Here is a 26,439-nt window from a genome sequence, read left to right as displayed (position 1 = left end):
CGCTGCTTGGTAGTACTATTTCTTCATGATGCTGAGATATTCTTTTCGTATTCTTCCCGCTGCCATGCTGCTCGCCAGCTGCGTTCACCCATCGACGCCCGCCACCATGACGGCCGACACCCATGTCGAACCCGCTCGCGTGACGGCGGTCGACCACGCCATCGAGGCCGCGATCGCCGCGCGCAAGCTGCCGGGCGCGGTCTACCACCTCGAGCGTGGCCCGGCCATGCGTGGCCCGGCCATGCGTGGCCCGGCCCTCTACCAGCGCGGTTACGGAAAGCTCAGCTATGAAGAAGGGGCGGCTGCCGTCAGGCAAGACACCGTGTTCGACGTCGCCTCGCTCAGCAAGGTGCTGGTGACGGCGCCCGCGGTGCTGATGCTGGCCGAGGAGGGCAGCATCGACCTGGAGGCGCCGATCACGCGGTACTTTGCGCAATGCACCGGCGGCGGCAAGGAAGCGATCACGGTGCGCCAACTGCTGACCCATACCTCGGGCCTGGCGTCCGGCCTGCCGGCCAAGCCGGCATGGCAGGGCAAGGCGGCCGCGCTGGCGCTGGCCTGCGCGCAGGAAGTCACCCATCCGCCCGGCAGCTTCTTCCGTTATTCGGACATCAATTACATCCTGCTTGGCCTGCTGGTCGAGCGCACGTCCGGCATGCCGCTCGACCGTTTCGCCCAGCAGCGCATTTTCGCACCGCTGGGCATGGCCAGTACGGGCTACCGGCCCCTGGAACGCATGCCGGCGGCGTCGATCGCGCCGACCCAGCGCGGCACCACCGAAGCGTCACAGCTGCCGACGGCGCATGGCGACCTGGCGCCGGGTGCGCTGCTGCAGGGCGTGGTGCACGATCCGACCGTGCGCCGCATGGGCGGCGTCGGCGGCTCGGCCGGGGTGTTCTCGACCGTGGGCGATGTCGCCCGCTTTGGCCGCATGCTGCTTGGCAATGGAACACTCGACGGGACGCGCATCCTGGCCCCGGAAAGCGTGCGCCTGCTGACGACGGTGCAGTCGCCATCCGGCGTCGCCTCGCTGCGGGGGATGGGCATGGACATCGATTCGCCGTATGCCAAGCGTCCGCGCGGCACGATCTACCCGGTGGGCAGCTATGGCCACACGGGATTCACCGGCTGCATCCTGTGGGTCGATCCGCAGTCACAAAGTTTCTACGTCTTCCTGTCGAACCGGGTTTATCCGGACGACCGCAGCGTGGTGCTGCCGCTGTACACGCAGCTCGGCACACTTTCCGCGCTTGCAGTAGTGGGAGCTCTGCAATAAGCGAAAGATGAGCTGAAGATAAAAGAAAATAAGCGACGATAATGTATTTCTGTGCGGCTATCGTGCGCTCCCATCTGTAGCTTGTTCATACACTGGATTCCTCACTCGACGCAAAACGCCAACCAATAATTGCGTTAGCGCCGGGTACCGCCCCTGATACTTTATGAAATTGAGGAAATCGCCATGAAAATGAATACGCTACTCAAAGGAATGCTCGGCGCATCGGTCGCCGCCGCCATGTTCGGCGCCACTGTGGTGCACGCCCAGACCAGCACCACCGGCACGTCGGCAACCGGCAGCACCAGCGGCAGCACCAGCGGCAGCACTACCGGCCAGTCCAATACCATGCGTGACCGCAGCGGCACCATGAGCGACCAGACCAGCGGCAGCTCGTCGACCGGCGCGACCGGCAGCATGCAGAGCACCGACCCGCAACACCAGCGTGACCGCGACCGCCGCAGCAAAACCGGCACCAGCAGCGGCACGTCGGGCACGAGCGGCACCACCGGTACGTCGGGCATGACGGGTACCTCGGGCACGACCGGAGCGACCGGCACGACCGGTACTACCGGCACCTCGGGAGCCACCGGCACCACGGGCCGGACCGGCACTACCGGCACTACCGGCACGACCAGCGGCTCGAGCGGGTCGATGGGTACCGGCACCAGTGGTTCGAGTGGGTCAAGTGGTTCGACGGGCACCGGCGCGAGTGGTTCGATGGGCACCGGCAGCAGCGGTTCGAGCGGCACCATGGATGACACCAACCGTAGCGGCACCTCGACCGGCACCTCGGGTACGACCGGTACCACCGGCACGGGTACCGGCACTACCGGCACCACCGGTCGCGGCTATTGATCCAGTCGTAGCGCTTCAAGCAGCAAGGGCGGCATCCCCGGCCGCCTTCCCGAACACCGGCTCGCGCCGGTGTTCACGCTTTTACGTTCGTGGCGCAGCGTTCACCGCAGGCCCCGCCGCGCAGCGCCGCGCCGCTCTTGTGGCGCAGAAACATCTGCCGGCGCCAGCGCGATGGTTGCCAGCGGCGCCGGCGCCGGCCCATGCAGCACATTGCCTTCGATGTCGAAGCGCGAGGCATGGCAGGGGCAATCCCACGATTGCTCGGCGCCGTTCCAGTGCACCGCGCAGCCAAGATGGGGACACCTGGCCGACAGCGCATGCAGTCCGCCGTCGTGATCGCGATACACCGCCACCTTGCGCAAGCCTTCGCGCAGCACCGCCCCTTCGCCGGGCGCGATCGCCTGCACCGAATCGACTTCGCCGCCGCTCAGCCATTCTCCGTAGCGCGCCGCCACATCGGCTTGCGCGCTGGCGAATTCGCCGAACCCGTGCACGGGCTTTCTCGCCGGATCGTACAGCGCGCTCCATGGATTGGGCCGTTCCATGATCAGGTCGGTCACCAGCATGGCGCCGATGGTGCAGTGGGTCATGCCGTTGCCGGAGTCGCCCGTGATCAGGTAGACGTTGTCGTCGTCCATCGGATTGCGGCCCAGGAAGGCCAACCCATCGTTCGGTTCCATCACTTCGCCCGACCAGCGCCACGCAAGCTCGCGCGCCAGCGGGAAGCGTTCGCGGGCCCAGCGCTCCAATTCATCGTAGCGGTGGCCGGGATGCCCGTCCTGGCCCGTCTTGTGGTCGGCGCCGCCGACGAGCAAGACCTCGTCGCCGTCGCTGCCGGCCGCCAGCCGCACATAGTGGTAGGGATCGCCCAGGTCCCACAGCAGCAGGCGGGGCAACATGCCCTGCGGTACGCGCAAGCCGATCACATAGGTGCGGTAACCGGCCTGCTTGGTATGGATCACCACGCGGTCGTTGAACGGCGTGTGCGTGGCCACCACCACGTGCCGGGCCCGGATTTCGCCGTGGTCGAGCGAAACGACCTGGCGCCGGTGGTCGCCCCGGATGCGGCGGGCGTGGCTCGCGCCGTGGATGCGCCCGCCGCGCCGGAGGAAGGCGCGCGCCAGGCAATCGAGGTATTTGAGCGGGTGGAACTGGGCCTGGCCCGGATAGCGCACTGCGGGGCCGGTGTCATAACCCAGCCCCGGCACGCGTGCGACGATTTCGGCCTGCACGCCGGCGCGCACCGCGGCCTCGCATTCGCGCTCCAACGTCGGCTGATCGTTTGCATGCTGCGCGACCAGATAGCCGTCGAGGTGTTCGAATTCGCAGGCGATGCCTTCGCGGCGCACGATGGACTCGACCGTCTGCAGGGCATGGGCATAGCTGCCGGCCACCAGTTTCGCCTGCGCGCGGCCGAAGCGCCGCTCGATGCCGTGGTACCACTCGTCGGGCGGGAAGAAGTGGGCTGTGGTGCGGCCCGTCTCGCCCGCGCCGATGCCGAGGGCGTCGATGACGACCACGTCCAGGTCTTGCAGCGCCAGCAGATAGGCGGCGGTGAGGCCGGCGATGCCGGCGCCGATCACGCAGACCTGCGCCTCCTGCGCACCCACGAGGGGAGGGAAGACAGGCACCGTCGCGGTGTCCATCCAGACTGAAGTCGAGCTGCCGTTCGTCGCGCCAAGCATGGTCGGACCTCCCGGTGAGTGCGGACCAATCGTCAAAGCAGTTTAACGCGTGGACACGAAGCAGGTAGCACGATGTGGCGCCAATGCCCGCATGCCGTGCCATTTATGGACGGGGACACATGGGTGTGCCGAATTCACCGGGACGATCCTCGGCCGCATCGGGGCGTTTTTGCGAACTGGCGGCGATCGCCGGCGACCATCACGAGCGGCTCGATCGCGGCCCGTTGCCCGCGACCTGAGCTGCAGCGCCTGCCTGGTCCACCCGGCAGGCAGGGGGCGCCCGCGTGGCCAGGCCGCCACGTGCAGCTGTCATCCGAATGAAAAATTGCAGATTGGATAGCAAGATTTGACAAAACCGCCATGTCCGATGCCGCCAGAATGCGTTCATAACAGACACCAAGAGACGCCCGAACGTCCAGCAAGTCCGACCGCAAGGGTGTAGAACAACCAACCTGGTTTTGGAGAGGCACATGAACGAGTTGATGGCACGGCAGTACCAGCGCACCGCGATCGCGGCGGCGGTGGCGGGGGTGGCGATGTCGATGGGGCAGGCGCAAGGACAGGAGGCGCCGATTGCCGGTCCCCAGACCGTCGTGGTGACCGGCGTGCGCGCCGCGCTCGAGCAGTCGCTGCGCCAGAAGCGCAATGCCGACGCGGTGGTCGAGGTCGTGACGGCCGAAGACATCGGCAAGATGCCGGATAAAAACGTGGCCGATGCGATCCAGCGCCTGCCGGGCGTGAACACGCAGTCGTCTGCGGGCGGCGAGGGCGGCTTCGGCGAGAACGACCGCGTCAGCCTGCGCGGCACCAGCCCCAGCCTGCAGCAGACCCTGTTCAACGGCCACGCGATCAGCACCGGCGACTGGTTCGTGCTGAACCAGATCGGCGGCAACGTCGGCCGCTCCAGCAGCTTTTCGCTGCTGCCGTCCGAACTCGTGGGCTCGATCGTGGTCCAGAAAAGCCCGACCGCCGACCTGGTGGAGGGCGGCGTCTCGGGCGCCATCAACGTCATCACACGCCGTCCGCTCGACTTCAGGCAGCAGTTGACGATCGAAGCGTCGGTGCAGGCCAATTACAACGATTTGTCCAGCAAGACCGAGCCGCACCTGTCGGGCCTGGTGAGCTGGAAAAACGCCAGCAATACCGCCGGCATCCTGATCCAGGGCTTTTCCGAGAAAGCCGCCGTGCGCCGTGACGGCCAGGAAATCCTGGGTTACACCCCGATCAGCGCCACCAGTGCGGCGGCCATCGCCAACCCGGCGCTGGCCGGCGTGGTCGTCCCGACCTTCATCGGCGCGGCGCTGTTCGAGCAGACCAAGAAACGCGAAGGCGGCGCCTTCGACATCGAGGTGCGTCCGAACCGCGACCTGACCCTGGACCTGAACGGCTTCTATTCGAAACTGGAAGCGCCGCACCAGAACACCAACTCGCTGGCGGCGCCGGCCAACTCGATCAACAGCCTGGGCCTGATCCCCATCAATCCCGTGGTGCGCAACGGCACCCTGGTGGGAGCAGGATTTACCCGCAATGCGGGCGAGGTCGACAACATCTACCGCCCGGATGCGGGCGGCGAATCCTGGTATCTCGACTTCAACGGAAGATGGCGCGTGAGCGAGCGCCTGAGCCTGTCGGGCAAGGTCGGCAAGACCCACGGCGTGGGTTGGGACCGGGATGACGTGTATTACCAGAACAACGTCGACGGGGGCATGGTGTATGCGTTGAATGGCCTCTCTCCGGCATCGGTCGGCTACCCCGGCGGCAATACCGCCGTACCCGGCTCGACGGCCTGGGCCGGCGGCGGCGAATCGCAGTCGGTCGACAAGGAAGAATACGCCCAGCTCGACGGCGAACTGCGCCTCGACAACCCGACCTTCCAGGCGCTGCGCTTCGGCGCGCGCTGGACCGACCACCAGCGCACCGCCGAGCACCCGTTGGAAACCCGTCCCGGGCCGGTCGGCTTCACCAATCCGCAGCCGGCCTGGAACGGCCAGATGTACCCGGGCGACTTCGGCAGCGACATCGGCGGCTACAGCGGGATCCCTTACTTCAAGTACGACGGCGCGGCGCTCGGCGCCTGGGGCGCGATCCCCGGCAACCGCCTGCTCGACTACGTTCTGCGCCATAACTGGATGAACGAGTTCCAGGTGGCCGAGAAGACGGCGGCGCTGTACGGCATGGTCGACTTTGGCGGCGACGGCTGGAGCGGCAATATCGGGCTGCGCGCGATCGAGACGCGCCAGACCACGACCGTCAACCTGCCGGGCGGCCCGACGCCGGTCACGGGTTCTGCCTTCGGGCCCTACACCCCGACCACGTTCAAGCGCACCTACCGCGACTACCTGCCGAGCGCAAACTTCAAGTACAACGTGACGCCCGACCTGACCATCCGCACCGCGCTGGCCAAGACCATCGCGCGGCCCGACTACAGCGCGCTGGGCGGCTCGGTCTCGCTCAACGATGACGCCCTGAGCGGCAGCGGCGGCAACGTCAATCTCGACCCGGTGCGCTCGACCAATTTCGACCTCGGCGCCGAGTGGTACTACGCGCCGAAGGCGCTGTTGTCGGCCGGCCTGTTCTACATGGACCTGCGCTCGATCGTGGCCCAGGGCACCTCGACCGGCAGCTACTACAACAACAAGCGCGAGACCTTCACCGAGTACCAGATCACGTCGCCCTACAACACCAGCGGCAAGAACAGGGGCGTGGAACTGAGCTGGCAGCAGCCGTTCCTGGACAACTTCGGCATGCTGGTCAACTACACCTATGCCGACGGTGAGCTGGACGATGGCGGCGAGCTGCTCAACTCCTCGAAGAACACCTATAACGTGACCGGCTACTTCGAGAACGAGCGCTTCTCGGCGCGCCTGGCCTACAACTGGCGTTCGAAGTACAAGGCCGGCGTGGACCGCGGCGCCAGCCAGCACGTGGACGACATGCCGTCGCTGGCGGCGTCGGTCAACGTCAAGCTGACCGACAAGCTGACCCTGACCTTCGATGCGCTGAACCTCACCAACGAAACCATCAAGATGTACGCCGAAAACGAGGACCGGCCGCGCGCCTTCTACTCGAACGGCCGTACCTTCTATCTCGGCCTGCGCGGCAAGCTGTAATCGAACGGGGAGGCGGCCACGGCGGCCTCCCCGAATCTGGAATCACACCCATGACGGACCGACCCAAAGACGGCCCGGCGATCGCGATCGCCTGGGAATGCCTCTCCAACTTCACGCGCGACGACGCGTTCACGGCGCGGCTCACGCTGCGCAACGACGGCCAGGCCGCGATCGCCCCCGGCTGGACCCTGTGCTTCAATACCTGCCGCAAGATCCTGCCCGAGACGGTGGGCGGGGGTTTTCGCGCCACGCACCTGAACGGCGACCTGTTCAGCCTGGAGCGGCCCGGCGGCGGCGCCTGGCAGCCCGGCAAGGAATACGAGATCGTCTACGACTCCCTGCACTGGGCGATCAGCGTCACCGATGCGCCGCTGGGCTTTTATTTGCTGGACGCGGCCGGGCATGCGTTCGACCTGGGCGACCCGGACATCGCGCCCTTCGTGCGGCCGGAACAGCGCCACCGCATGCGCGGCGACCTGCTGCCGACGGCCGATGCGGCCTGGCGTTACCAACAGGATGCGGCGCTGTCGCTGCTGGATGACGACGCGGTCGGCCGCATCACGCCGCGCCCGCGCATGGCGCGTTTCGATGGGCGCGGCGGCCAGCTCTGGCAGTCCACGCCGGTCGACAGCAGCGCAGGACTCGAGAACGAAGCGGCCTTCCTGCACGCGCTGCTGGCGACGCTGCCGGAAGGCGAGGGCGGCGCCCGCGTCGTGCTCGAGATCGATCCCGGGATGGAGATCGAAGCGTATGTGCTGGAGATCGCGCCCGAGCGGGTGACGGTGCGCGGCGCCGGCGCGCATGGCGTATTCAACGGCCTGCAAAGCCTGGCCCAGCTGCTGACGCCGGATGGCATGCTGGCGTGTGGACGGGTAGCGGACACGCCGCGCTTCGCCTACCGCGGCATGATGCTCGACGTGGCGCGCCACTTTTCCAGCGTCGACACCGTGCTGCGCCTGCTCGACTGCATGGCGCTGTACAAGCTCAACCGCTTCCATTTCCACCTGACCGACGACGAGGGCTGGCGCCTCGCGATCGCCGCGCTGCCCGAGCTGACCGAAGTCGGGGCCCGGCGCGGCGTGTCCGCGCCAGGCGCGCCGCCCTGCCTGCCGCCGTCGTTCGGCTCCGGGGCCGATACCCGTTCGTCCGCCGGCAGCGGCTTTTATACGGCCGACGAATTCGTGACCATCCTGCGCCATGCGCAGCGCCTGCACATCGAGGTGATCCCCGAATTCAATATGCCGGGCCACGCGCGCGCGGCGGTCGAGGCGATGCGGGTGCGCCATGCGCGCCTGTCCGCGGCGGGCGACCTTGCCGGCGCCGAGGAATATCTCCTGAGCGATCCGGATGACGCCTCGGTCTACGAATCGGTGCAGCTGTGGCACGACAACGTGATGTGCATCGCACTTCCTTCGGTCGAGCGCTTCATCGACACCGTGGTGGCGGAGGTCGCGGCGCTGTACCGCGCCGCCGGCGTGCCCCTGCGCGTGCTGCATACGGGTGGCGACGAAGTGCCGCCCGGCGCCTGGCTCGGCTCGCCCGCCTGCCGGGGGAGCATGCGCGAGCACGGGTGGGTCGAGGCGCGCCAGCTGCGCGACGACTTCCAGGCGCGCTGCCGCGCGCTCCTGGCGCGCCACGGTGTCGCGTTCAGCGGCTGGGAAGAGACCGCGCTGACCTCGAGCCCGGACAGCGCGGGCCAGGGCGAAGACGTCTATGTCTGGAACAACGGCTGGGGCTCAGGCCAGGAAGACTGCGCCAACCGCCTGGCCAACGCCGGCTACGCGGTGGTGCTGTCCAACGCCGCCAGCCTGTACTTCGATTTCGCCTACGCCAAGCATCCGCAGGAACCGGGTTATTACTGGGCCGGTTTCGTCGATACGCGCGAACCCTTCGGCATGGTTCCCCTTGGCGCGCCACTGCTGCCGGCGCACGACGCGATGGGTCGTGCGCCGGCGCCCGAAGCCGTGGCGGCGCTGGCGACGCTCGCTGCCGCGGGCCGCCAACGCATCCAGGGCCTGCAGGGACAGTTGTGGGGCGAGAATGCGCGTTCGCGCGAGCGGGTCGAATACCTGGCGTTGCCGCGCCTGATCGGCCTGGCCGAACGGGCCTGGAGCGCCGATCCTGGCTGGAAGCATCCCTCCGACCTGGCAGCCGACTGGAACGAATTCGCCAATCGTCTCGGCCAGCGCGAACTGCCGCGCCTGGATCGCCTGCCGCAGCCCTGGCACTACCGCCTGCCGCCACCTGGTGCGGTGGTGGTGGATGGCTGGCTGCATGCGAATATCGCCCTGCCGGGACTGGCCGTGCATTACACTCTGGATGGCAGCGAGCCCGGCGCACACAGTCCGCGCCATACGGCGCCGGTGGCGCTGAATGGCAGCCGCACCGTCAAGCTGGCCAGCCTCGATACCCGGGGCCGCGCCAGCCGCATCGTCACACTGCATGTGCAACCACCCCTGGAACAGCCATGACCGCGATGAACGACGCCCCTGCCGCCAAGCTCCAGCGTCGCCATCCGCTGATCTGGGTCCCGACGCTATACCTGGCCCAGGGCCTGCCGTTCTACGCGGTGGCGCTGGTGGCGGGCCAGATGCTCAAGAGCATGGGCGTGCCGAACGACCAGATCGCGCGCTGGACCGGCCTGCTGGGCCTGGCCTGGGCCTTCAAGGCCTTGTGGAGCCCATTCATGGAGCTGGCCCCCAGCCGGCGCCTGGCGGTGGTGGCCTGCCAGCTGATCGGCGGCGCCTGCCTGGCGCTGGTGGCGCTGGCGCTGCAACTGCCGCTGACGTTCGCCGCCGTGTTCGCGCTGTGCGTCGCGCTGCTGGCGATCGTCTCGCTGGCCTCCAGCACCCACGACATCGTCGCCGACGGCATCTATATCGCCAGCCTCGATGCGCGCGAGCAGGCCGCCTATGCGGGCTGGCAGGGCGCCTTCTTCAATGCGGCCAAGTTCATCTCGCTGGGCGGCCTGCTGATCCTGGCCGGCGCGCTCGAACAGCACGTCGGCATCGAGGCCGCCTGGACCACGGTGTTCCTGCTGCTCGGCGGCCTGATGGCGCTGCTCGGGCTATACCACGTGCGCGCCCTGCCGGCCACGCCCAAGGCGGGCGGCGCGGCGCGCACGCTGGGCGCCATCAAGGACCTGCTCGTCGACGTGATCAAGACCTTCTTCGCCAAGCCCGGCATCTGGATGGCGATCCTGTTCATCATCCTGTTTCGCGCCGGGGAAGGGCAGATCCAGTCGATCGGCCCGCTGTTCCTGCGCGACGCACGCGAGGTCGGTGGCCTGGGCTTGACGACCGCCGAAGTGGGCTGGGCCTACGGCACCGTGGGCACCGCCGCCTTTTTGGTCGGCAGCATCGCCGGCGGCTATTTCACGGCCTGGCTGGGCTTGAAGCGCGCGCTGCCGCTCCTGATCCTGGCCATGAACCTGCCCAATGCGGCGTTCTGGTACCTGAGCCATGCGCAACCCGAATCGCTGCCGGCCATCGTGGCCCTGCTGGGAATCGAGATGTTCGGCTACGGCTTCGGCTTCGTCGGCGTGATCCTGTTCATCATGCAGGTCGTGGCCAGCGGCCGCTACCAGGCAGCCCACTATGCGCTGGGCACCGGCTTCATGCAGCTGGGCTTCGTGCTGTTCCGCACGATCAGCGGCGACATCCAGCAGGCGCTGGGTTACCGCGATTTCTTCCTGTGGGTGTTGCTGGCCAGCGTGCCGGTGCTGGTCCTGAGCCGGTTCATGAGGCTGGAGGCGGAGCCGACCCGCGCCCATGAAGCCGTGGGCTAGCGCTTCTTGACGGGCAGGGCCAGCCAGCCGCGCCAGCCGCCGTCGCCGTCGCCGTCGCGTTCGACCTGCTGGATATGCGGGCGGGTGGCGTCCAGGCGCCACACCGCCTGGCGCTCGAGCCAGTCCTCGTACATGGCGCGAAAGCGCGGCCACTCGCCGTGGAAGTCGAGGCAGGCGTAGGTTCCGGCCGGGAGCAGGCGCAGGCCGAGGGTCTGGTCGTCGTCCGGCGCATCGGCCCCGAAGCCGAAGTCGTAGCAGTACTCACGCTCGCCCGTGAAGCCCGGATCCTCGTCGAACACGCCGTACCAGGGCGTGCCGCGCGCCAGTCCTGCGCGCTCGCGTTCGCAGATAAAGGCGTGGCAGGCCAGCGACAGCGTGGCGCCGGACTGGCCGAAGAAACGCTGGTAGCGCAGCCTGATGCCGGGCAGGGTGCGCAGCGTGACGCGGGCGGCGACGCTACCCGGTTCGGGCGGGCAGTAGGGCGCCTGCAGGGCCGCCAGGTTGCTCGGCTCGGCCACGAAGAAGCTGACGTCGCTCTCGCGCCCGACCTGGGCATCCATATAGGCGCGCCAGCCGCCGTCGCGCCACTCCTTGGCCGACATCGCGAACTGCTGGCGGAAGGCCTTCGAGAAGGCCGCGTTGGACGGGAAGCCGCAGTCCTGGGCGATGCGTCCGACCGGCACGTCCGGCTCGTGGCGCAGCAGGTGGGCGGCGCGGCGCAAGCGGCGCTTGCGCTGGTATTCGACCGCCGAGAAGCCGGTCAGCTCGCGGAAGATGCGGTCGAAGTGGTAGCTCGAATAGCTGGCCGAGGCGGCCAGGCTGCCCAGGGCGAGCGGGTCGCCGACCGAATCGAGCATCAGGTCCATCACCTCGTACAGGCGCGAATCGCGCGACACTGCCCGCGAGGCGACGCGCGCGCGTGGTGTGATGGATTCGGCGGACAGGGCGGGAGCGGACATCGCGTAATGTCATGACAAGACTGAATGAATTATGCGGCCAAACGCCCTGCCGTGGCGAACACTGTGTATCCCCGACAACAGTGCGGGCTCGGCGCCGTCCGTCAGCTCCCGTACGGCTGGTAGGCGACGCCCTGGCCGATCGGCGGCGCCACCGCCTCCACGTTCTCGGCGCTGTCGCTGAACGCGGCCGGTACGGTTGGCCAGGTCGGCGCGCTTCGCATCGAGCACGTCGACCCAGAATTGGTCGGGGCGAAGAACGAGAGCAGATCTAGTGCGTCACCGCCGGCGCCGCCAGTCACCATGACCTGGCGCGGCGCCTTGTGGTTCGAAAACAGAGGCTGTCGTTGCCGTCGCCGGCGCCGATCTCGAGCAGGGGCGCGCCGGCCGCGTCGGCGCCGGCGTCGCCGCTGGCGCGGATCGCGCGCGTGATGACCGGTAGCGGCCCTGTCTATTGAAACTGCGATTTCTTACGAAAGGGTTAAGATCATTTTGCTACACCAGAAAACCTGCTGCGCTGCAATTATGTAATAAATCACTTACAATGATGAATTACCTTGAACTATAAGAAACGCAGACGCGCGTTAGTGTCTACGGAGAAGATATGCAGACAGCACTCTCGGCGGGTTTCATCCTTGTCATCGTTTTGTGGGGCGTCATCGCCCCCGACAACATGGGCGCGGTCTTTGATACCGTGCTCGCCTCGATCACTCGCAACTTCGGCTGGTTCTACCTGTGGGTCGTGCTGGGCATGGTGGTCTTCGTCGCTTTCCTGGCGTTCAGCCGCTATGGCAACCTCAAGCTCGGCGACGACGACGACGAACCCGATTTCTCGCTTGGCAGCTGGTTCTCGATGCTGTTCGCCGCCGGCATGGGCATCGGCCTGGTGTTCTTTGGCGTCGCCGAGCCGATCTCGCACTACATCGATGCACCGCCCGGCACCGTGTCGGCCACCCCGGAGGCGGCCGGCGTGGCGATGCGCTATACCTTCTTCCATTGGGGCATCCATCCATGGGCGGTGTACAGCGCGGTCGCGCTGGCGATCGCCTTCTTCCAGTACCGGCGCGGCGGCGATGCGCTGGTCAGCACAGCGACCAGCGCGCTGCCCTGGCCCATCGTCAAGCGCATGGGGGGATTATTCAACGGACTGGCGGTGGTGGCCACGGCCTTCGGCGTGGCCGCGTCGCTGGGCGTGGGCGCCCTGCAGATCAACAACGGCCTGAACACCGTGTTCGGCCTGGAAGTGAGCGAGGTCGCGCAGATCGCCATCATCCTGGTCGCCACCGTCCTGTTCCTGACCTCGGCGGTCAGCGGGGTGGAGCGCGGCGTCAAGCTGCTGTCGAACACCAATATGATCACGGCCGGCCTGCTGGCGCTGGCAGTCTTCCTCATCGGCCCGACCGTGGCGATCATCGATACCCTCACCAGCACCCTGGGCAGCTATGTGACCGAATTCGTGCGCATGAGCCTGCGTGCGACGCCGTTCCGCGACAGTACCTGGGTCGGCAGCTGGACCATCTTCTATTGGGCCTGGTGGATCTCATGGTCGCCGTTCGTCGGCCTGTTCATCGCGCGCGTCTCGCGCGGACGCACGATCCGCGAATTCATCCTCGGCACCATGCTGGCGCCCACCCTGGCCGCGTTCATCTGGTTCTCGATCTTCGGCGGCACCGCGCTGCACATGCAGATCTGGCAGCAGATCCCGATCGCCGACGCCGTGCGCGCCGACACCGCCACCGCGCTGTTCGCCATGTTCGACGCGCTGCCGTTCGGCATGATCATGTCGGCCGTGGCCACGGTCCTGGTGGTGGTGTTCTTCGTCACCTCGGGCGACTCGGCGGTGCTGGTGCTGGGCATGATGAGCAGCGGCGGCAATCCGAATCCGTCCACCAGGACCAAGCTGATGTGGGGCGGCCTGATCGCCGGTATCGCGATCAGCCTGCTGCTGGCCGGGGGACTGAAGGCGCTGCAGACGGCGACGATCGTGTTTGCGGTGCCGTTCTCGCTGGTGATCATCCTGATGCTGGTGTCGCTGTATCGCGGCGTATGCGAAGACTGGACGGCGCAAGACAAGCGCGAGCGCGAGTTGCGCCGCCGCGTGCGCCAGATGGTCGAGAAATAGGAGAACACAACGCGCCCCGGGCAGGGCGCGTGCGAACTCGCGCGGCCGGTATTACGTGGCCATCGCGCGCAGCAGCAGGCCGGTAATGTAGGCGCCGTAGGTGCCGAGCGCATAGCCGAGCACTGCCAGCAGCACCCCGACCGGGGCCAGCGCCGGATGGAAGGCGGTGGCGATCACCGGCGCCGAGGCCGCGCCGCCGATATTGGCCTGCGAGCCGACCGCCATGAAGAACAGCGGCGCCCGGATCAGCTTGGCCACCAGCAGCATCAGGCCGCCATGCACCGCGATCCAGATCAGGCCCAGCAGGAACAGCCATGGCCGGTCGAGCAGGGCGTTCAGGTCCATGTGCATGCCGATGGTCGCCACCAGCACGTACAGCATGGCCGAGCCGATGGTCGAGGCGCCGGCGCCTTCCAGGCTGCGCGCCCGCGTAAAGCTCAGCAGCAGGCCGAAGGTGGTCGCATACACCACGATCCAGAAGAAGTTCGAGGTCAGGCTGTAGTCCTGCAGGCGCCATTCGGCCGGCAGGCTGGCGATCCAGGCGACGGTGGGCCCGGTCAGCGCATGCGACAGGCCGGTGGCGCCGAGACCCACGGCCAGCACCACCATCACGTCGGTCAGGGACGGGATGCGCGCATGCTCGGCCTGGTAATGCTCGATCTTTTCCTTGAGCGCATTGATGGCCGAGAGGTCGGCGCCGGTCCAGCGGTCGAAGGCCTGGGCGCGGCTGGCCAGGAACAGCAGCACCGCCATCCAGACATTGGCGACCAGGACGTCGACCGCGACGAACTGGCCGAACAGGGTGGCGTCGACCTCGAACACTTCCTTCATCGCCGCCTGGTTGGCGCCGCCGCCGATCCAGGAACCGGCCACCGTGGTCATGCCGCGCCAGGTCTCGCCGGCCACGGTCTCGGGGTGGATGAAGCCCATCGCGGTGAACGACACGATGGCGCCCAGCATGACGCCCAGGGTGCCGGTCAGGAACATGATGATGGCCTTGGGACCGAGACGCAGCACGGCGCCGAAATCGATCGCCACGCACAGCAGCACCAGCGCTGTCGGCAGCAGGTAGTCGCGCGCCACCGGGTACAGGGAGGAGGCGTTGCCATCGATGATGCCGGCAGTGTTGAGCAGCGCCGGGAGCAGGTAGCACAGCAGCAGGGCCGGCACATAGGTATAGAACCTGCTCCAGGCGCCCGATTTGCGGGAAGAGGTCCAGAATACAGCGCCGAGGATGACGGCCAGCATGCCGAGCACGACGGCATCGTTGGTGACTAGCGGAGAGACAGATTGCATCGTGGGTCCAGGTAGAAGGTGGATCAAGCGTCCCGCCGCCACGGCTGGACGCGGCAATTCTACCTATCAATTTATAAAAATCATGTACTTACGGCAAGCGCCGTAGCAACCAGGAGGGTCGGTTTGGCATTGGCTACAACACATCGTTATCACAAATATTTTTTGGCAGGACTTGCCTGCACGGCATTCGGCACGGCGCCCGCGCTGGCGCAAAGCCAGGTGCAGATGTACGGCAGCCTCGACATCGGGCTCAAGAAGCGCGCCGGCGATCCTTTGCAGGTCGGGCGGGGATTCAACAACTGGCTGGGCTGGCGGGGCAGCGAGCGCCTGGACGGCGGCCTGGAAGCGACGTTCGTCGCCGAGATGCGCTTCAACCTCGATGACGGCAGCCAGGAGCGGCCCAACAACCTGATGCAGGGCGAAACCACGGTGGGCCTGCGCAGCAAGGAGCTGGGCAGCGTACGCCTGGGACGCGCGATGACGCCGCTGTGGTGGGAGATCTGGAAATACGACCCGTGGATTAACAGCGGCGAGAACGCCTCGATGTTTGCCTACCAGACCGGCAGCTATACCAGCGACGGCGTGCGCGACCTCGAGAACGGCTATGCGAACTTCTCGCGCTTCGAGAATGCCGTGTTCTACACCAGCCCGACGGTCGGGGGCTGGCATGTGCATGCGGCGGCCGAGGCCGAGCGCGACCCGCTCGATGTGCGCCGTCCGGCCGGGGTATCGTTCAACTATGCGAAGGGAGGCATACTGGGGCACCTCGCGCTCGAGCGCAATTCGAACGACGACCGCATCGGCGTCGTCTCGCTGTCCTGGGAAACCGGCAAGCTGCGCCTGATGGCGTCCACCGCGCGCCACCTGCCGCGCACCGGCGCCACCGAGAAGGTCGCGATGGTCGCGGCCAACTACCGGGTCGGCGCCCTTACCTGGCGCGCCGGCTATGGCCGCAACTTCCTGCTCGGCCACGACAAGCTGGGCCTGGGCGCGATCCATCACCTGTCGCCGCGCACCGGCCTTTATGCGGACGTCTACCGCGAGCGCGCCGGCACCGACGCCAATGGCGCGGCGGTCGGGATCATGCACACGTTCTGAGACGGGCGCGCCGGCGGCCCGAAGTATGATGGAATCGGCGCTTCATCCAGCGCAGAGGAGTCGATCATGACAACGACGTTCAAGACAGGCGACAAGGTGGAATGGAAGTCGTCGCAAGGCGCGGTCACGGGCAAGGTCAAGAAGAAGCTGACCGCACCGACCGAGATCAAGGGCCACCATGTGGCGGCGTCGAAGGACAACCCGGAATACCTGGTGGCCAGCGCCAAGACCGGGGCCGAGGCGGCGCACAAGCCGGGATCGCTCAAGAAAAAGTGATGGCCCAGGCTTAAGATTCGCTTCACCTTCGCGCGGCATGCTCGGCGGCGAGCAGTTTACGCCATACTGGCGTTTCCTCGTTGCCGAAAATCCCGCATGCGCATCCTGTTGGTCGAAGACGATATCTCCCTTGGCGAAACCATCCAGGCCTGGCTGCGCCTGGACCAGCACGCGGTGGACTGGGTCCAGCGCGGCGACTCGGCCGACACCGCCCTCAAGGCCCATCACTACGACTGCGTGCTGCTCGACCGCGGCCTGCCCGGCCTGACGGGCGACGCGCTGCTGGCGCAGTTGCGCAAGGCCGGCAATGGCGTGCCGGTCATCCTGATCACCGCCTTCAATGCCTTGGCCGACCGGGTCGAGGGCCTGGACCTGGGCGCCGACGACTACCTGGTCAAGCCCTTCGAGCTCGAGGAAATGTCGGCCCGCATCCGGGCCGCCGTGCGGCGCGGCGCCAACCAGGCCGGCAATGAATTGCGCCACGCCGGCATTGCGCTCAACCTCGACACCAAGCAGGCGAGCCTGGAAGGCCAGCCGGTCGCGTTGACCGCACGCGAATACAACGTGCTGTATGCCCTGCTGCTGAGGAAAAACAGCATCGTGACCCGGGCCCAGATCGAGGAAACCCTGTATGGCTGGGGCGACGAGGTCGAGAGCAATGCGATCGAGGTCTACATCCACAACCTGCGCAAGAAATTCGGGGGCGAGGCCATCGTCACCGTGCGCGGCCTGGGCTACCGGCTGAAGAACGATGGCGAATAAGGCGCGGGACAAGGGCGCGCCGTGGTCGCTGCGCCGACGCCTGCTGGCCGTGATCGTCGCCGCCAGCACCGTGCTGTGGCTGGCGAGCCTGGGTATCGTCACCGTGATCGCCTGGCAGGAAACCAACGAGGTGTTCGACGACGCGCTGGAAGAGTCGGGCTACATGATCATGGCGGCGACGACCGACTGGAACGAACGCGGCCTGCTGCCGCAGGCGGGAGCGAGCGGCGCGCATGGCCGCAAGGTCGACATGCAATACCAGATAGTGGTCGACGGACGCGTGATCCAGCGTACCGGCGACGCGCCGCTGCGACCCTATGTGTCCAGCTTCGACGACGACCACGGCTTCGCCGAAGCGCTGGCGGGCGGCGAGCGCTGGCGCGTGTTCGTGGTGCGCGACAAGACCCGCAACTTCGAGGTGCAGGTCGGCCAGCAAGTGGACAAGCGGTATGACATCCTGGAAGAACTGGCCGATTCGCTGTGGTTGCCCGTGCTGGGCTTCCTGCTGTTGCTGGCGCTGGTGTGCTGGGTCTTGACGGGCCGCGTGTTGAGGCCCTTGCGCCAGACCGCGTCCAGCATCGCGGCCAAGACGCCGGACGACCTGACCCGGGTCGCGACCGCGGGCCAGGCGCGCGAAGTGCTGCCGATCGTGCAGGCATTGAACGGCGTGCTGGGACGGCTGGAGGCGGCCCTGCAGGCCGAGCGCCGCTTCACGGCCGACGCCGCCCACGAGCTGCGCACGCCGCTGGCCGGCCTGCATATGCATGTGCAACTGCTGCAGCGCCAGCATCCGGAACTGGCCGCACCATTTCACAAGCTGCGCCAGGACATCGCGCGCCTGACGGCGCTGGTCGACAGCCTCCTGACGCTGGCGCGCCTGGATCCGCTGGCGCGCGAGGAGCTGGTGCGCCAGCCGGTCCTGCTGCCGCTGCTGCTCGAACGCGTCGTGGGCCTGCATGCGCAGGAAGCGGCCGGGCGCGGCATCGCGCTGGCGCTGCGCTGCGACGTCCCAGAGGTGCAGGCCGATCCGCAGATGCTGGAGATCGTGCTGCGCAACCTGGTCGACAATGCGCTGCGCTACTGCCCTGGCGGCAGCCGGATCGAGATCGACGCCGCGCAACACGCCGGCCGCCCGCGCATCGCGGTGCGCGACGACGGCCCCGGCGTCGACGCCGACAGCCGCCAGCGCCTGACCGAGCGCTTCTTCCGTGTGCTGGGGCAGGGGCAGCAGGGCAGCGGGCTCGGCTTGTCGATCGTCCAGCGCATCGCCGACCTGCACGGCATCGAACTCACGTTCGGTCCCGGGATCGATGGCCGTGGCCTGGGGGTGGCGCTGGATCTGCCTGCCGCGTAGTTCATGTGTTTTGGGTAATAGTTGGCTCTTGTATTGCCTCGATTCGGCCCGATGTGCTGGGACATGCTAAAACAGAAACTGAACTGGAAGCGGCCCCTGTTTTACTTTCTTCTGCCGATCTTTTTCGTGATGGCTTTCCTGGGCTTTCCCTTGCCCGTCGCCCCGCCACCAGCCACCAAGCCGGCGCAGGAGCAAGCCGTCGTCGTGAAAAAGAAGAAGAAACTTGTCGGACTGTTGATGCATGAAGAGGATCGCCGGGACGACGCATCCTGAGCCAGCTTCCGGGCTCCTTAAGATCGGTTTAATGTCCGGCCGTTGTAATGCGCCTGTGCCTGTCAACACAGTGCAGGCAAACCCGACAGACCAAGACAAAGGACCGACCATGAAACGCATTTTCCAGTTCTCCTGCATCGCCGCACTGCTTGCCGGTTCGGCCGTCGCCCTTGCCCAGAATGGCGCGACCGCAACCACGACCGCAACCACGACCGCAGCGCCGGTTGCGGCGCAGCCGGCCGCTCCTGCCGCCGGCAGCGCACCCGCCACCAGGCCTGCGACTTCCGGCTACACCGGCCCGTCGGGCGCCCCGCTGATGACGGCCAAGGACCTGCTGGCCAAGGGCAAGGACGACCAGTACGTGCGCCTGAAGGGCAAGCTGACCAGCCACAAGGGGGACGAGGACTACGAGTTCACCGACGCCAGCGGCAAGATCACCGTCGAGATCGATGCCGACCGTTTCCCGCAGGGTGTGACGGTCGACCACAACACCACGGTCGAGCTGACGGGTGAGTTCGACAAGGAGATGTTCGGCGAATCCAAGGTCGACGTCGAGCAGATCAAGGTCGTGAGCAACTAGGCGCCGCGACCGGCGGCGTGGGCGATAATAGCGGTTCGACCGCCTCGCCACGCCGCCCATGTACTACGATCACGCCGACCTGACACGCCACTTCGATGCCGGCACGCTGCAGCGCGGGGAAGACTACGCGCGCAAGGGCAAGGTGCGCACCGCGCGCCGCGACCACGACAAGCTCGTCGGCGAAGTCGGCGGCAGCGGCGGCGAGTTGTACCGCCAGACCATCCGCTTCAGGTCGGACCGCCGCGGCATCGATTTCCAGGGTAGTTGCAGCTGTCCCATGAGCTACAACTGCAAGCATGTGGTGGCGCTGCTGCTGGTCGAACTCGACCGTTACCAGCATGAGATGGCGCAGTCGCCGGCGGCGAGTGTGGCGCGCTCCGAGGCCTGGCTGCAGCAGATGGCGCTGTTGTCCCAGGCGACGCCGAGCGACGCCCCGTCGGTTGCAGGCGGCCCCTTCAAGCTGGCCTGGGTGCTGGCCCCCGACGCTGCCGGCGGCCCGCCGCGCCTGCACCTGCGCCGCGCGCGCCTGCGCAAGAACGGCGACATCAGCGGCACCACGCCGATCCACGACGTCCACGCCCTGCTGCGCGCGCTGCCGGCATTGCATGACCCGGGCGCCGAATTATCGCTGCGCCTGTTTGCCGCACTGCAGGCGGGCGGCCTGGTCGCGAGCGATGCCGAGGCGTCGGGACCGGTCGGCGCGCGCCTCATGGTCCGCCTGTGCGCCGACGAAAACCTGCTGCTGGCGTGGTCCGAAGCCGACCTCCGGGGCGACAAACTGTTCTACCTGCGTCCCGGCCCGCGCCGCGAGGCGACGCTCGGATGGTGCTCGTCCACGGACGACGACACCGTCCAGCTCGACTGGGTGTTCCGGGATGCCGGCTCCCCCATGGGCGTACTGCCGACCGATCCGCCGCTCTACCTCGACGACGGCATGCTGGGAGAGCTGGCGCTGCCCGAGGCCATGGCGGCGCTGCCACCGGCAAGCCTGGTGAACCTGGTTGCCCGGGCGCCGCGGCTCGGCGCCGACCAGCGTGCCGGCATGGCTGCGCGGCTCGCCGACCTCGGCCTGGAGCGTCTCGTGCCGCTGCCGCAGGCGGTCGAGACCCTTCGCCGCACCGACATCGTCCCCACGCCTTGCCTGCTGCTCGACAGCGCGGATATCGGCTGGGGCCGCAACGAAGCCTGGCTCGACTACGCGCTGCCGTACTTCGAGTACGCCGGCCAGTCCACCGAAGGGAGCGACGAACCGGCGCTGCGCTCGGTGCAGAACGGCATGCTCCAGCTTATCGAGCGCGATCTTGCCGCCGAGGCCGCCGCTGCCGCCGTCCTCGCCGGACTCGGTTTCCACCAGCGGCCGGCCGGCTCGCCGCTGGACGATTTTCCCGGCGCGCTCACACTGGCCGATGAAGCGGCCTGGGTCGCGTTCGCGCGCCGCGACATTGCGCGCCTGCGCGCCGCCGGCTGGCAGATCGAGATGGAGGGAGCTTATCGCTTCGACCTGGCCGAGGTCGACGACTGGTATGCCGAGCTCGACGAAGAAGGCGAGGGCGGCAACGCCTGGTTCTCGCTCGAACTCGGCATCGTCGTCGACGGCGAGCGCCATGCGCTATTGCCCTTGCTGGTGCAGATGGTGCGCGCCGCGCCGCGCGATTTCGCGGCCGATGCGCTGGCCGCGCGTGGCGACGAGGACGCGCTGCTCGTCGAGCTGACGAACTCCGAGCGCGTCGCCTTGCCCTGGGGCCGGGTCAAGCCGATCCTGTCCACGCTGGGCGAACTGTATTTCGGTGAGCGCCTGGGCGCCAGGGTGCGCCTGCCGGCCATGGACGCCGCGCGCCTTGCCGAACTGGAGCGGGCCGCGCGACTACGCTGGATGGGCGGCGAGCGCCTGCGTGAACTGGGCCGCAAGCTCGATGCCTTCGGCGGCATCCAGGCCGTCGCGCCGCCAGCCGGCCTGCAGGCTTCGCTGCGGCCTTACCAGCTGGGCGGCCTGGCCTGGCTGCAGTTCTTGCGTGAATATGGTTTCGGCGGCATCCTGGCCGACGACATGGGCCTGGGCAAGACCATCCAGACCCTGGCCCACATCCTGGCCGAGAAAGAGGCCGGGCGCCTCGACGCGCCGGCCCTGGTCGTGGCGCCGACCAGCCTGATGCCGAACTGGCAGGCCGAAGCGGCGCGCTTTGCGCCCGGCCTGCGGGTGCTGCTGCTGCACGGCAAGGAACGCAGCGCGCAGTTCGACGCCATCGGCGAACACGACCTGGTGCTGACGACCTATGCCTTGCTGGGCCGCGACGAGGACGCGCTGCGGCGGCACCGCTACCATCTGTTGATCCTCGACGAGGCGCAGTACATCAAGAATAACCGCACCAAGGCGGCGCAGACCGCGCGCCTGCTCGACGTCCGCCACCGCCTGTGTCTGACTGGCACGCCGGTGCAGAACCACCTGGGCGAGCTGTGGTCGCAGTTTAATTTCCTGATGCCGGGCCTGCTGGGCGACGAGCGATCGTTCAAGGCACATTACCGCAAGCCGATCGAGCAGCAGGGAGACGTGTTGCGCCAGGACTTCCTGGCGCGGCGCGTCAGACCCTTCATGCTGCGCCGGACCAAGAACAAGGTGGCGACCGAGCTGCCGTCCAAGACCGAGATCATGTTGCCGGTCGAGTTCGGCAGCGCGCAGCGCGACCTGTACGAGACGGTGCGGGTAGCGATGGACCGCAAGGTGCGCGCCGAGATCGACCGCAAGGGCCTGGCGCGCAGCCATATCGTGATCCTCGAAGCCTTGCTCAAGCTGCGCCAGGTATGCTGCGACCCGCGCCTGATCGAGCCGGCAAGCACGACCGGCTCGGCCAAGCTCGATACGCTGATGGAACTGCTCGACACCTTGCGCAGCGAGGGCCGCAAGGTGCTGGTGTTCTCGCAGTTCACCAGCATGCTGGCGCTGGTCGGCGCGGCCTTGCGCGAACGCGGCGCCGATTACGTCGAGCTCACCGGCGGCACGCTCGACCGCGCGGCGCCGGTCGCCGCCTTCCAGGAAGGGAAGGTGACTGTATTCCTGATCAGCCTGAAGGCCGGCGGGGTGGGGCTCAACCTGACGGCGGCCGATACCGTGATTCACTACGATCCCTGGTGGAACCCGGCCAGCGAAAACCAGGCCACCGACCGCGCCTGGCGCATAGGCCAGCAGCAGCCGGTCTTCGTCTACAAGCTGATCGCGCGCGGCACGCTGGAAGAAAAAATCCAGGAAATGCAGCGCCGCAAAGGAGAGTTGGCGGATGCGGTATTGACCAATGAGATCGATGCCGGGCTGGCGCCTGGCCTGCGGGCGGACGACTTGCGCGCCATCTTTTCGCTGCCGGCAAGACAGGCGCCTAGTCCTGCACCACGCTGACCCTTGCGAAGCGCAGGTTCTCGAACACCTTGATGCGGCCCGTGAGCGGCCACCAGTCGTACAGGAAGATCTGGGCCGGCCGCCACATCGCGACCCAGCCGATGATGTTCAGGCTTTCGCGCGCGATCTTCGCGGCGTGGCCGGCCACCGCGCTGTCGATCGCCTCGGCCAGCAGCAGGCAGCTGGCGACGAAGGCGATGCCGATCATCAGGCTGACGCGGCCCTGGCGCAGCAGCTGTTTCAGTTCACCCCGCACCAGCTCCACCTTGTAGCCATAGTAGTTGTGGATCGCGTCGGCGACCATCTCGCCCGCCTGTCCGACCGGCGGCAGTTGCGCGACATGGATGTTCAGGTGCAGGCGGCTGGCGGGCGGCAGCGACAGCGCCCAGTTCTCGATATACGCCTCGCAGGCGTGGTCGAGGTCCTTGTTCAGGAAGGGCGCCGGGTCGAGCGAGTTGAACAGCTGCTGCAGTTCGCGCACCCGCAGGTCCAGCGTGTGGGTCGGTAGTTCGTTGATGTGCATGCGGCTAGCGTAACGCAGCACATTCAGATGGGCAACTACAGGCGCTTGCCGGCGCGATGGCTGAAAGCCTCGACGATGCCCGGTCGGCCACGGCGGCGGCTGGTCGTCGATGGCGGCATGGTCCAGGTGCCAGGCATCTCGCGAAAAAAAGGCCCGCCGACAAGGGCGGGCCTTTCGGCGCGCAAGCGGCAGCGCTGGCTTACGCCGACTTGTCCTGGTGCGCGTCGAGCTGGGCGCGCAACTCCTGGCCGTTGGAATGCGTGTAGTCCTTGTTCACTTCGCGCTTGATCGCCGACTTGAGCTGTGGATCGATGTTCGCGCGCAGCACGCCGAGGAATTCAGGCGAGGCCGACAGCACCAGATGCTGGAAGCGGCCTTCCTGTTGTGCCTGCAGCAGATAGGCCACGATATCCTTCGCGAACTTTTCTGCTTCACGCTCCGTGGGCGTCTGGGCCGGCTGGTAGGTCTTGCCGGGCGCTCCGGCTTTGCCGTTATGTTCAAAGGCGACGCCCTGGGTGCCGCCGATATTGTGTGTGGTATTGGTGGCCGCCGTCTGGCCCATCTTGTCGGTGACCAGGTCGAGCTCGCGAGCGTGCGCCGCCGGATTCACCATGTCTTCGATTTCCTGCAACGACTGTGCCGACTCGGCGTCGGAAAAGATCCGTGCGCGGCCGGAATTGGCTGCGATAGTCCAGGTTGTTGGCATATTACCCCCTGTAAAAATGGTGTGATGGCAATCGCCAGCGTCAGCCCGGTGACTTTGAGCCAGGACTGCTGCATGGCGACAGATGATGACTCAGTATAGCCCTGCATAAAAAAGCCCGGCGCACTGCCTTCGCAAGCGCAGACCTTGCACTGCTGAAACAACATTGCCTCAATTTGTTCTTGGACGTGCTGCAACTAACGGACCGCATGCCGTGTGCCCGGCAACATGGACTCATGCAAACAAGCGTGCGAAGGAGTTCCATCATGGGTAAATATTTCATCGGTTGGCTGCTTGGTATTCCTGCAGTCGTGCTCGTCATCCTTTACTTCATTTTCGGCTAAGCTCGACCGTCAAAAGAAAGCGCCACCCGCGGGTGGCGCTTTATCGTTAACACGTCCTTGCTACGCGCTTGCGATCGATGCGGCCACGGCGCAGTGGGCCGTGGCCGTGATGTCGATTACCAGCCGACGTCTTTCAGCAGCGGCAGTGTCAGGTCACGCGGCGGCTTCACCTCGAGGGTCAGGTCGCGGCTGATGGCCGGTTCCATCAAAAGGTTCGGCGTGGCCGACGTGTCCCAGTGCGACACCGAGGAGCCCGGAGCCAGCGCGCTCGGCGTGTACAGCAATGGACGACCCTGGCGGTCGGCGCCGGCCTTGCGGTTCGGATCGGTGGACAGCGATGCCGTGACGGCCCCAGGCTGGGACCGCGAGCCGAACGGCTTGGCCGCTGCGACTGCCGCCTTCAACACATTGCCGTCTTCCAGCGAGATGCCGACGGAAGGAATGGCGACGGTCGGATCGTCGCCGCCAGGTGCGAAGCCGCCGCTCACATTGTTTTGCAGCAGCACCCCGACGGCGCCGGCGTCCTGTGCATTCTTCACCTTGACCGTGAAGTTGCAGCCGCCGCGGCTGATGATCGGCACTTTGCCCTTCACCGCGGCCGCATTGGCAGCGTTGAATGGCGAGCACCCCGGACCGAGTTCGCCGGCCTGGGTGGCGATCGTCGCGAGCGCACCGAGCTTGGCGTTGACGGGAAGCGCCGGGCCGAACGGCGACGCCGTGTAGGCCGTCGTCGGCACCGCACCCGCCGGGCTCGACGACTTGACCACCGGCAGCTGACCCAGCAGGCGTGCACCAGCCACCGCATTCGGGCCGGTCCAGGCCAGTTGCAGGTTATTGACTGCCGAGCGCGCGCGTTCGGGGGAAGTCATGTCCAGCCAGCGTTTTCCAATGGAGTTATCGTACATGAACTCTTCCCAGAAGCTGGGCGCGCCGCCTTCGACCACATAGGCGGTGCCGGCGGCGTTGATGCGGTAGCCGTACTGGGTATTGGTCGTGGTCAGCGCAAAACCAAGGCCGTGACCCAGTTCGTGCAATAGCGTGGCGGCGAAGTCGACTTTGCTGCCTTCGTTCCCGTCCAGGCCGAGGTAGAACTCGCTGCCGTCCAGGCAGCCCGTCTTGCCGAGGTTGATGTTGAACTGGGTCTTGATGTCGACGTTGTAATAGCCGCTGCCATCATCTTCCTGGCCGGCGCTGAGGTTCTCACCGGCCAGCTTGTTGGCCAGCGCCTGCGGGTACCAGGTGTTTGGCTTACCGCCTGGGAAATTGATCCAGATATTCCATGCGCCGGCGCTGCCCAGTACGGCCGAATCGGCGGTGCATTCCAGGGCCTCCCAGCCGGCCGAGACCGTGATGTCGACGGTGCTGTCCAGGTTGCGTCCCCAGATATCGGCCACGTGGCGGTAGACGTTCATGCGCTGTTCACCGAGCGTGGTGCCGGGATTGCCGCCGACCGGCTTCACCGGCGTCCTGTCGTTGAAGCCGATGCCTTCCGGGTCGCGGTTCTGGATCGTGATGGTAGCGGCAGCCTGGGCCGCCATGCAGGTCAGGAGACTCGCTGCGGCGAGCAGCGACCGTGCGGCGATTCGCGAAGATGGTTGGGTGCGCATGTTTACTCCGTGACAGCTTTGGTGGCGTGGACGTGGCCGGTCGCGATGGCGCCGCTGGCGTCGCCGTGCGATTCGAAGCACTGCTTTTCGATGCTGCCGTCAGCCTTGCGTACGGCGACCGACGAGCTGATGAAGCCATCGGTCAGGCGGACGCCACGGGCGCCACTGGCGTGGGTTTTTTGCTTGACCTGCTGGGGGGCGACGCGTGCGGCACGCGCCTTCGACGCGGCCTGGGCTTTCAGCGCAGCCTGTTCGGCGGCGGTGGCGTTGCGCAGCTCGCCGGTTTCGCGGTCGCGGACGACGGTCAGCGATTTGTTCGCCTGCGCGTGCACTTCGTTGAACGGGATTTCCTGGGCAATGGCGGACTGGCCCGCAAGGCCCAGCAGGGCCGCGGCGATGCCGGCGCGCAGCAGGCGTTGGCCGGACTGGATGGTGTGATGCATG

General features: G+C 66.9%; 20 protein-coding genes. 13 read left to right on the top strand and 7 right to left on the bottom strand.

The annotated features are described in order from the left end of the window. Positions 1-64 precede the first annotated feature (64 nt). Both AC56KW_RS20845 and AC56KW_RS20840 read left to right on the top strand, forming a co-directional pair. Complete coding sequence (locus AC56KW_RS20845) at positions 65-1,276, top strand: serine hydrolase domain-containing protein (RefSeq protein ID WP_497172588.1); 1,212 nt, start codon at positions 65-67, stop codon at positions 1,274-1,276. A 183-nt stretch (positions 1,277-1,459) separates the two neighbouring features. After that, a complete protein-coding gene (locus AC56KW_RS20840; protein WP_497172587.1) occupies positions 1,460-2,131 on the top strand; it encodes a hypothetical protein in 672 nt (223 codons plus the stop codon). A 101-nt stretch (positions 2,132-2,232) separates the two neighbouring features. On the opposite strand, the gene AC56KW_RS20835 is transcribed toward AC56KW_RS20840, so the two are convergent. Then, complete coding sequence (locus AC56KW_RS20835; protein ID WP_497172586.1) at positions 2,233-3,816, bottom strand: FAD-dependent oxidoreductase; 1,584 nt, start codon at positions 3,814-3,816, stop codon at positions 2,233-2,235. A gap of 470 nt (positions 3,817-4,286) precedes the next feature. Between AC56KW_RS20835 and AC56KW_RS20830 the strand changes: the two genes are divergently transcribed. From AC56KW_RS20830 to AC56KW_RS20820, 3 genes are read left to right on the top strand one after another with little or no spacing between them, the layout of a single operon-like run. Then, positions 4,287-6,926, top strand: a complete 2,640-nt coding sequence (locus AC56KW_RS20830; protein ID WP_497172585.1) for a TonB-dependent receptor — start codon at positions 4,287-4,289, stop codon at positions 6,924-6,926. Positions 6,927-6,976: 50 nt separating this feature from the next. After that, entirely contained in the window at positions 6,977-9,397 is a 2,421-nt protein-coding gene (locus tag AC56KW_RS20825; RefSeq protein ID WP_497172584.1) for a family 20 glycosylhydrolase, read from the top strand. Beyond that, positions 9,394-10,713, top strand: coding sequence for an MFS transporter (locus AC56KW_RS20820; RefSeq protein ID WP_497172583.1), 1,320 nt, complete (start codon positions 9,394-9,396; stop codon positions 10,711-10,713). The genes AC56KW_RS20825 and AC56KW_RS20820 overlap by 4 nt, the downstream gene beginning before the upstream one ends. Here AC56KW_RS20820 and AC56KW_RS20815 read toward each other — a convergent pair. After that, entirely contained in the window at positions 10,710-11,672 is a 963-nt protein-coding gene (locus AC56KW_RS20815; protein WP_497172582.1) for a helix-turn-helix domain-containing protein, read from the bottom strand. The genes AC56KW_RS20820 and AC56KW_RS20815 overlap by 4 nt on opposite strands. Positions 11,673-12,273: 601 nt before the next feature. Here AC56KW_RS20815 and AC56KW_RS20810 point away from each other — a divergent pair. After that, positions 12,274-13,791: a BCCT family transporter gene (locus AC56KW_RS20810; protein WP_497172581.1), complete on the top strand. Its 1,518-nt coding sequence runs from the start codon at positions 12,274-12,276 to the stop codon at positions 13,789-13,791. Between the two features lie 51 nt (positions 13,792-13,842). Here AC56KW_RS20810 and AC56KW_RS20805 read toward each other — a convergent pair whose 3' ends face one another. Then, positions 13,843-15,087, bottom strand: a complete 1,245-nt coding sequence (locus tag AC56KW_RS20805; protein ID WP_497172580.1) for a DUF819 family protein — start codon at positions 15,085-15,087, stop codon at positions 13,843-13,845. Positions 15,088-15,249: 162 nt separating this feature from the next. Between AC56KW_RS20805 and AC56KW_RS20800 the strand changes: the two genes are divergently transcribed. The 7 genes from AC56KW_RS20800 (at position 15,250) to AC56KW_RS20770 (ending at position 22,818) form a co-directional block, all read left to right on the top strand. Beyond that, positions 15,250-16,185 (top strand): porin, encoded by a 936-nt coding sequence (locus AC56KW_RS20800; protein WP_497172579.1) that lies wholly within the window; start codon positions 15,250-15,252, stop codon positions 16,183-16,185. A 66-nt stretch (positions 16,186-16,251) separates the two neighbouring features. Beyond that, positions 16,252-16,461, top strand: coding sequence for a hypervirulence associated TUDOR domain-containing protein (locus AC56KW_RS20795; RefSeq protein ID WP_497172578.1), 210 nt, complete (start codon positions 16,252-16,254; stop codon positions 16,459-16,461). Positions 16,462-16,557: 96 nt separating this feature from the next. Beyond that, complete coding sequence (locus AC56KW_RS20790) at positions 16,558-17,223, top strand: response regulator (protein WP_497172577.1); 666 nt, start codon at positions 16,558-16,560, stop codon at positions 17,221-17,223. Continuing rightward, positions 17,213-18,577 carry an ATP-binding protein gene (locus tag AC56KW_RS20785; protein ID WP_497172576.1) on the top strand — a complete coding sequence of 455 codons (1,365 nt, stop codon included), beginning with the start codon at positions 17,213-17,215 and terminating at the stop codon, positions 18,575-18,577. The genes AC56KW_RS20790 and AC56KW_RS20785 overlap by 11 nt, the downstream gene beginning before the upstream one ends. 63 nt (positions 18,578-18,640) lie before the next feature. Next, positions 18,641-18,850, top strand: coding sequence for a hypothetical protein (locus tag AC56KW_RS20780; protein WP_497172575.1), 210 nt, complete (start codon positions 18,641-18,643; stop codon positions 18,848-18,850). A 109-nt stretch (positions 18,851-18,959) separates the two neighbouring features. After that, positions 18,960-19,430 carry a YgiW/YdeI family stress tolerance OB fold protein gene (locus AC56KW_RS20775; protein ID WP_497172574.1) on the top strand — a complete coding sequence of 157 codons (471 nt, stop codon included), beginning with the start codon at positions 18,960-18,962 and terminating at the stop codon, positions 19,428-19,430. A gap of 58 nt (positions 19,431-19,488) precedes the next feature. Further along, positions 19,489-22,818, top strand: a complete 3,330-nt coding sequence (locus AC56KW_RS20770) for a DEAD/DEAH box helicase (protein ID WP_497172573.1) — start codon at positions 19,489-19,491, stop codon at positions 22,816-22,818. Here AC56KW_RS20770 and AC56KW_RS20765 read toward each other — a convergent pair. The 4 genes from AC56KW_RS20765 to AC56KW_RS20750 all read right to left on the bottom strand — a co-directional run bounded on the left by AC56KW_RS20765 (position 22,799) and on the right by AC56KW_RS20750 (position 26,438). Next, positions 22,799-23,341, bottom strand: a complete 543-nt coding sequence (locus tag AC56KW_RS20765; RefSeq protein ID WP_497172572.1) for a hypothetical protein — start codon at positions 23,339-23,341, stop codon at positions 22,799-22,801. The genes AC56KW_RS20770 and AC56KW_RS20765 overlap by 20 nt on opposite strands. Positions 23,342-23,540: 199 nt before the next feature. After that, positions 23,541-24,047, bottom strand: coding sequence for a host attachment protein (locus AC56KW_RS20760; RefSeq protein WP_497172571.1), 507 nt, complete (start codon positions 24,045-24,047; stop codon positions 23,541-23,543). Between the two features lie 457 nt (positions 24,048-24,504). Continuing rightward, the gene (locus AC56KW_RS20755) at positions 24,505-25,995 is read right to left on the bottom strand and encodes a PA domain-containing protein (RefSeq protein ID WP_497172570.1); all 1,491 of its coding nucleotides are present in this window, start codon (positions 25,993-25,995) and stop codon (positions 24,505-24,507) included. Between the two features lie 2 nt (positions 25,996-25,997). Next, entirely contained in the window at positions 25,998-26,438 is a 441-nt protein-coding gene (locus AC56KW_RS20750) for a post-PEP-CTERM-1 domain-containing protein (RefSeq protein WP_497172569.1), read from the bottom strand. Between the last annotated feature and the right edge of the window lies 1 nt (position 26,439).

Source organism: Telluria sp. RT2P19 (assembly GCF_059685725.1).
The sequence above is the reverse complement of the archived record's forward strand: the minus strand, read 5'-3'. Positions and strand labels throughout refer to the sequence as shown.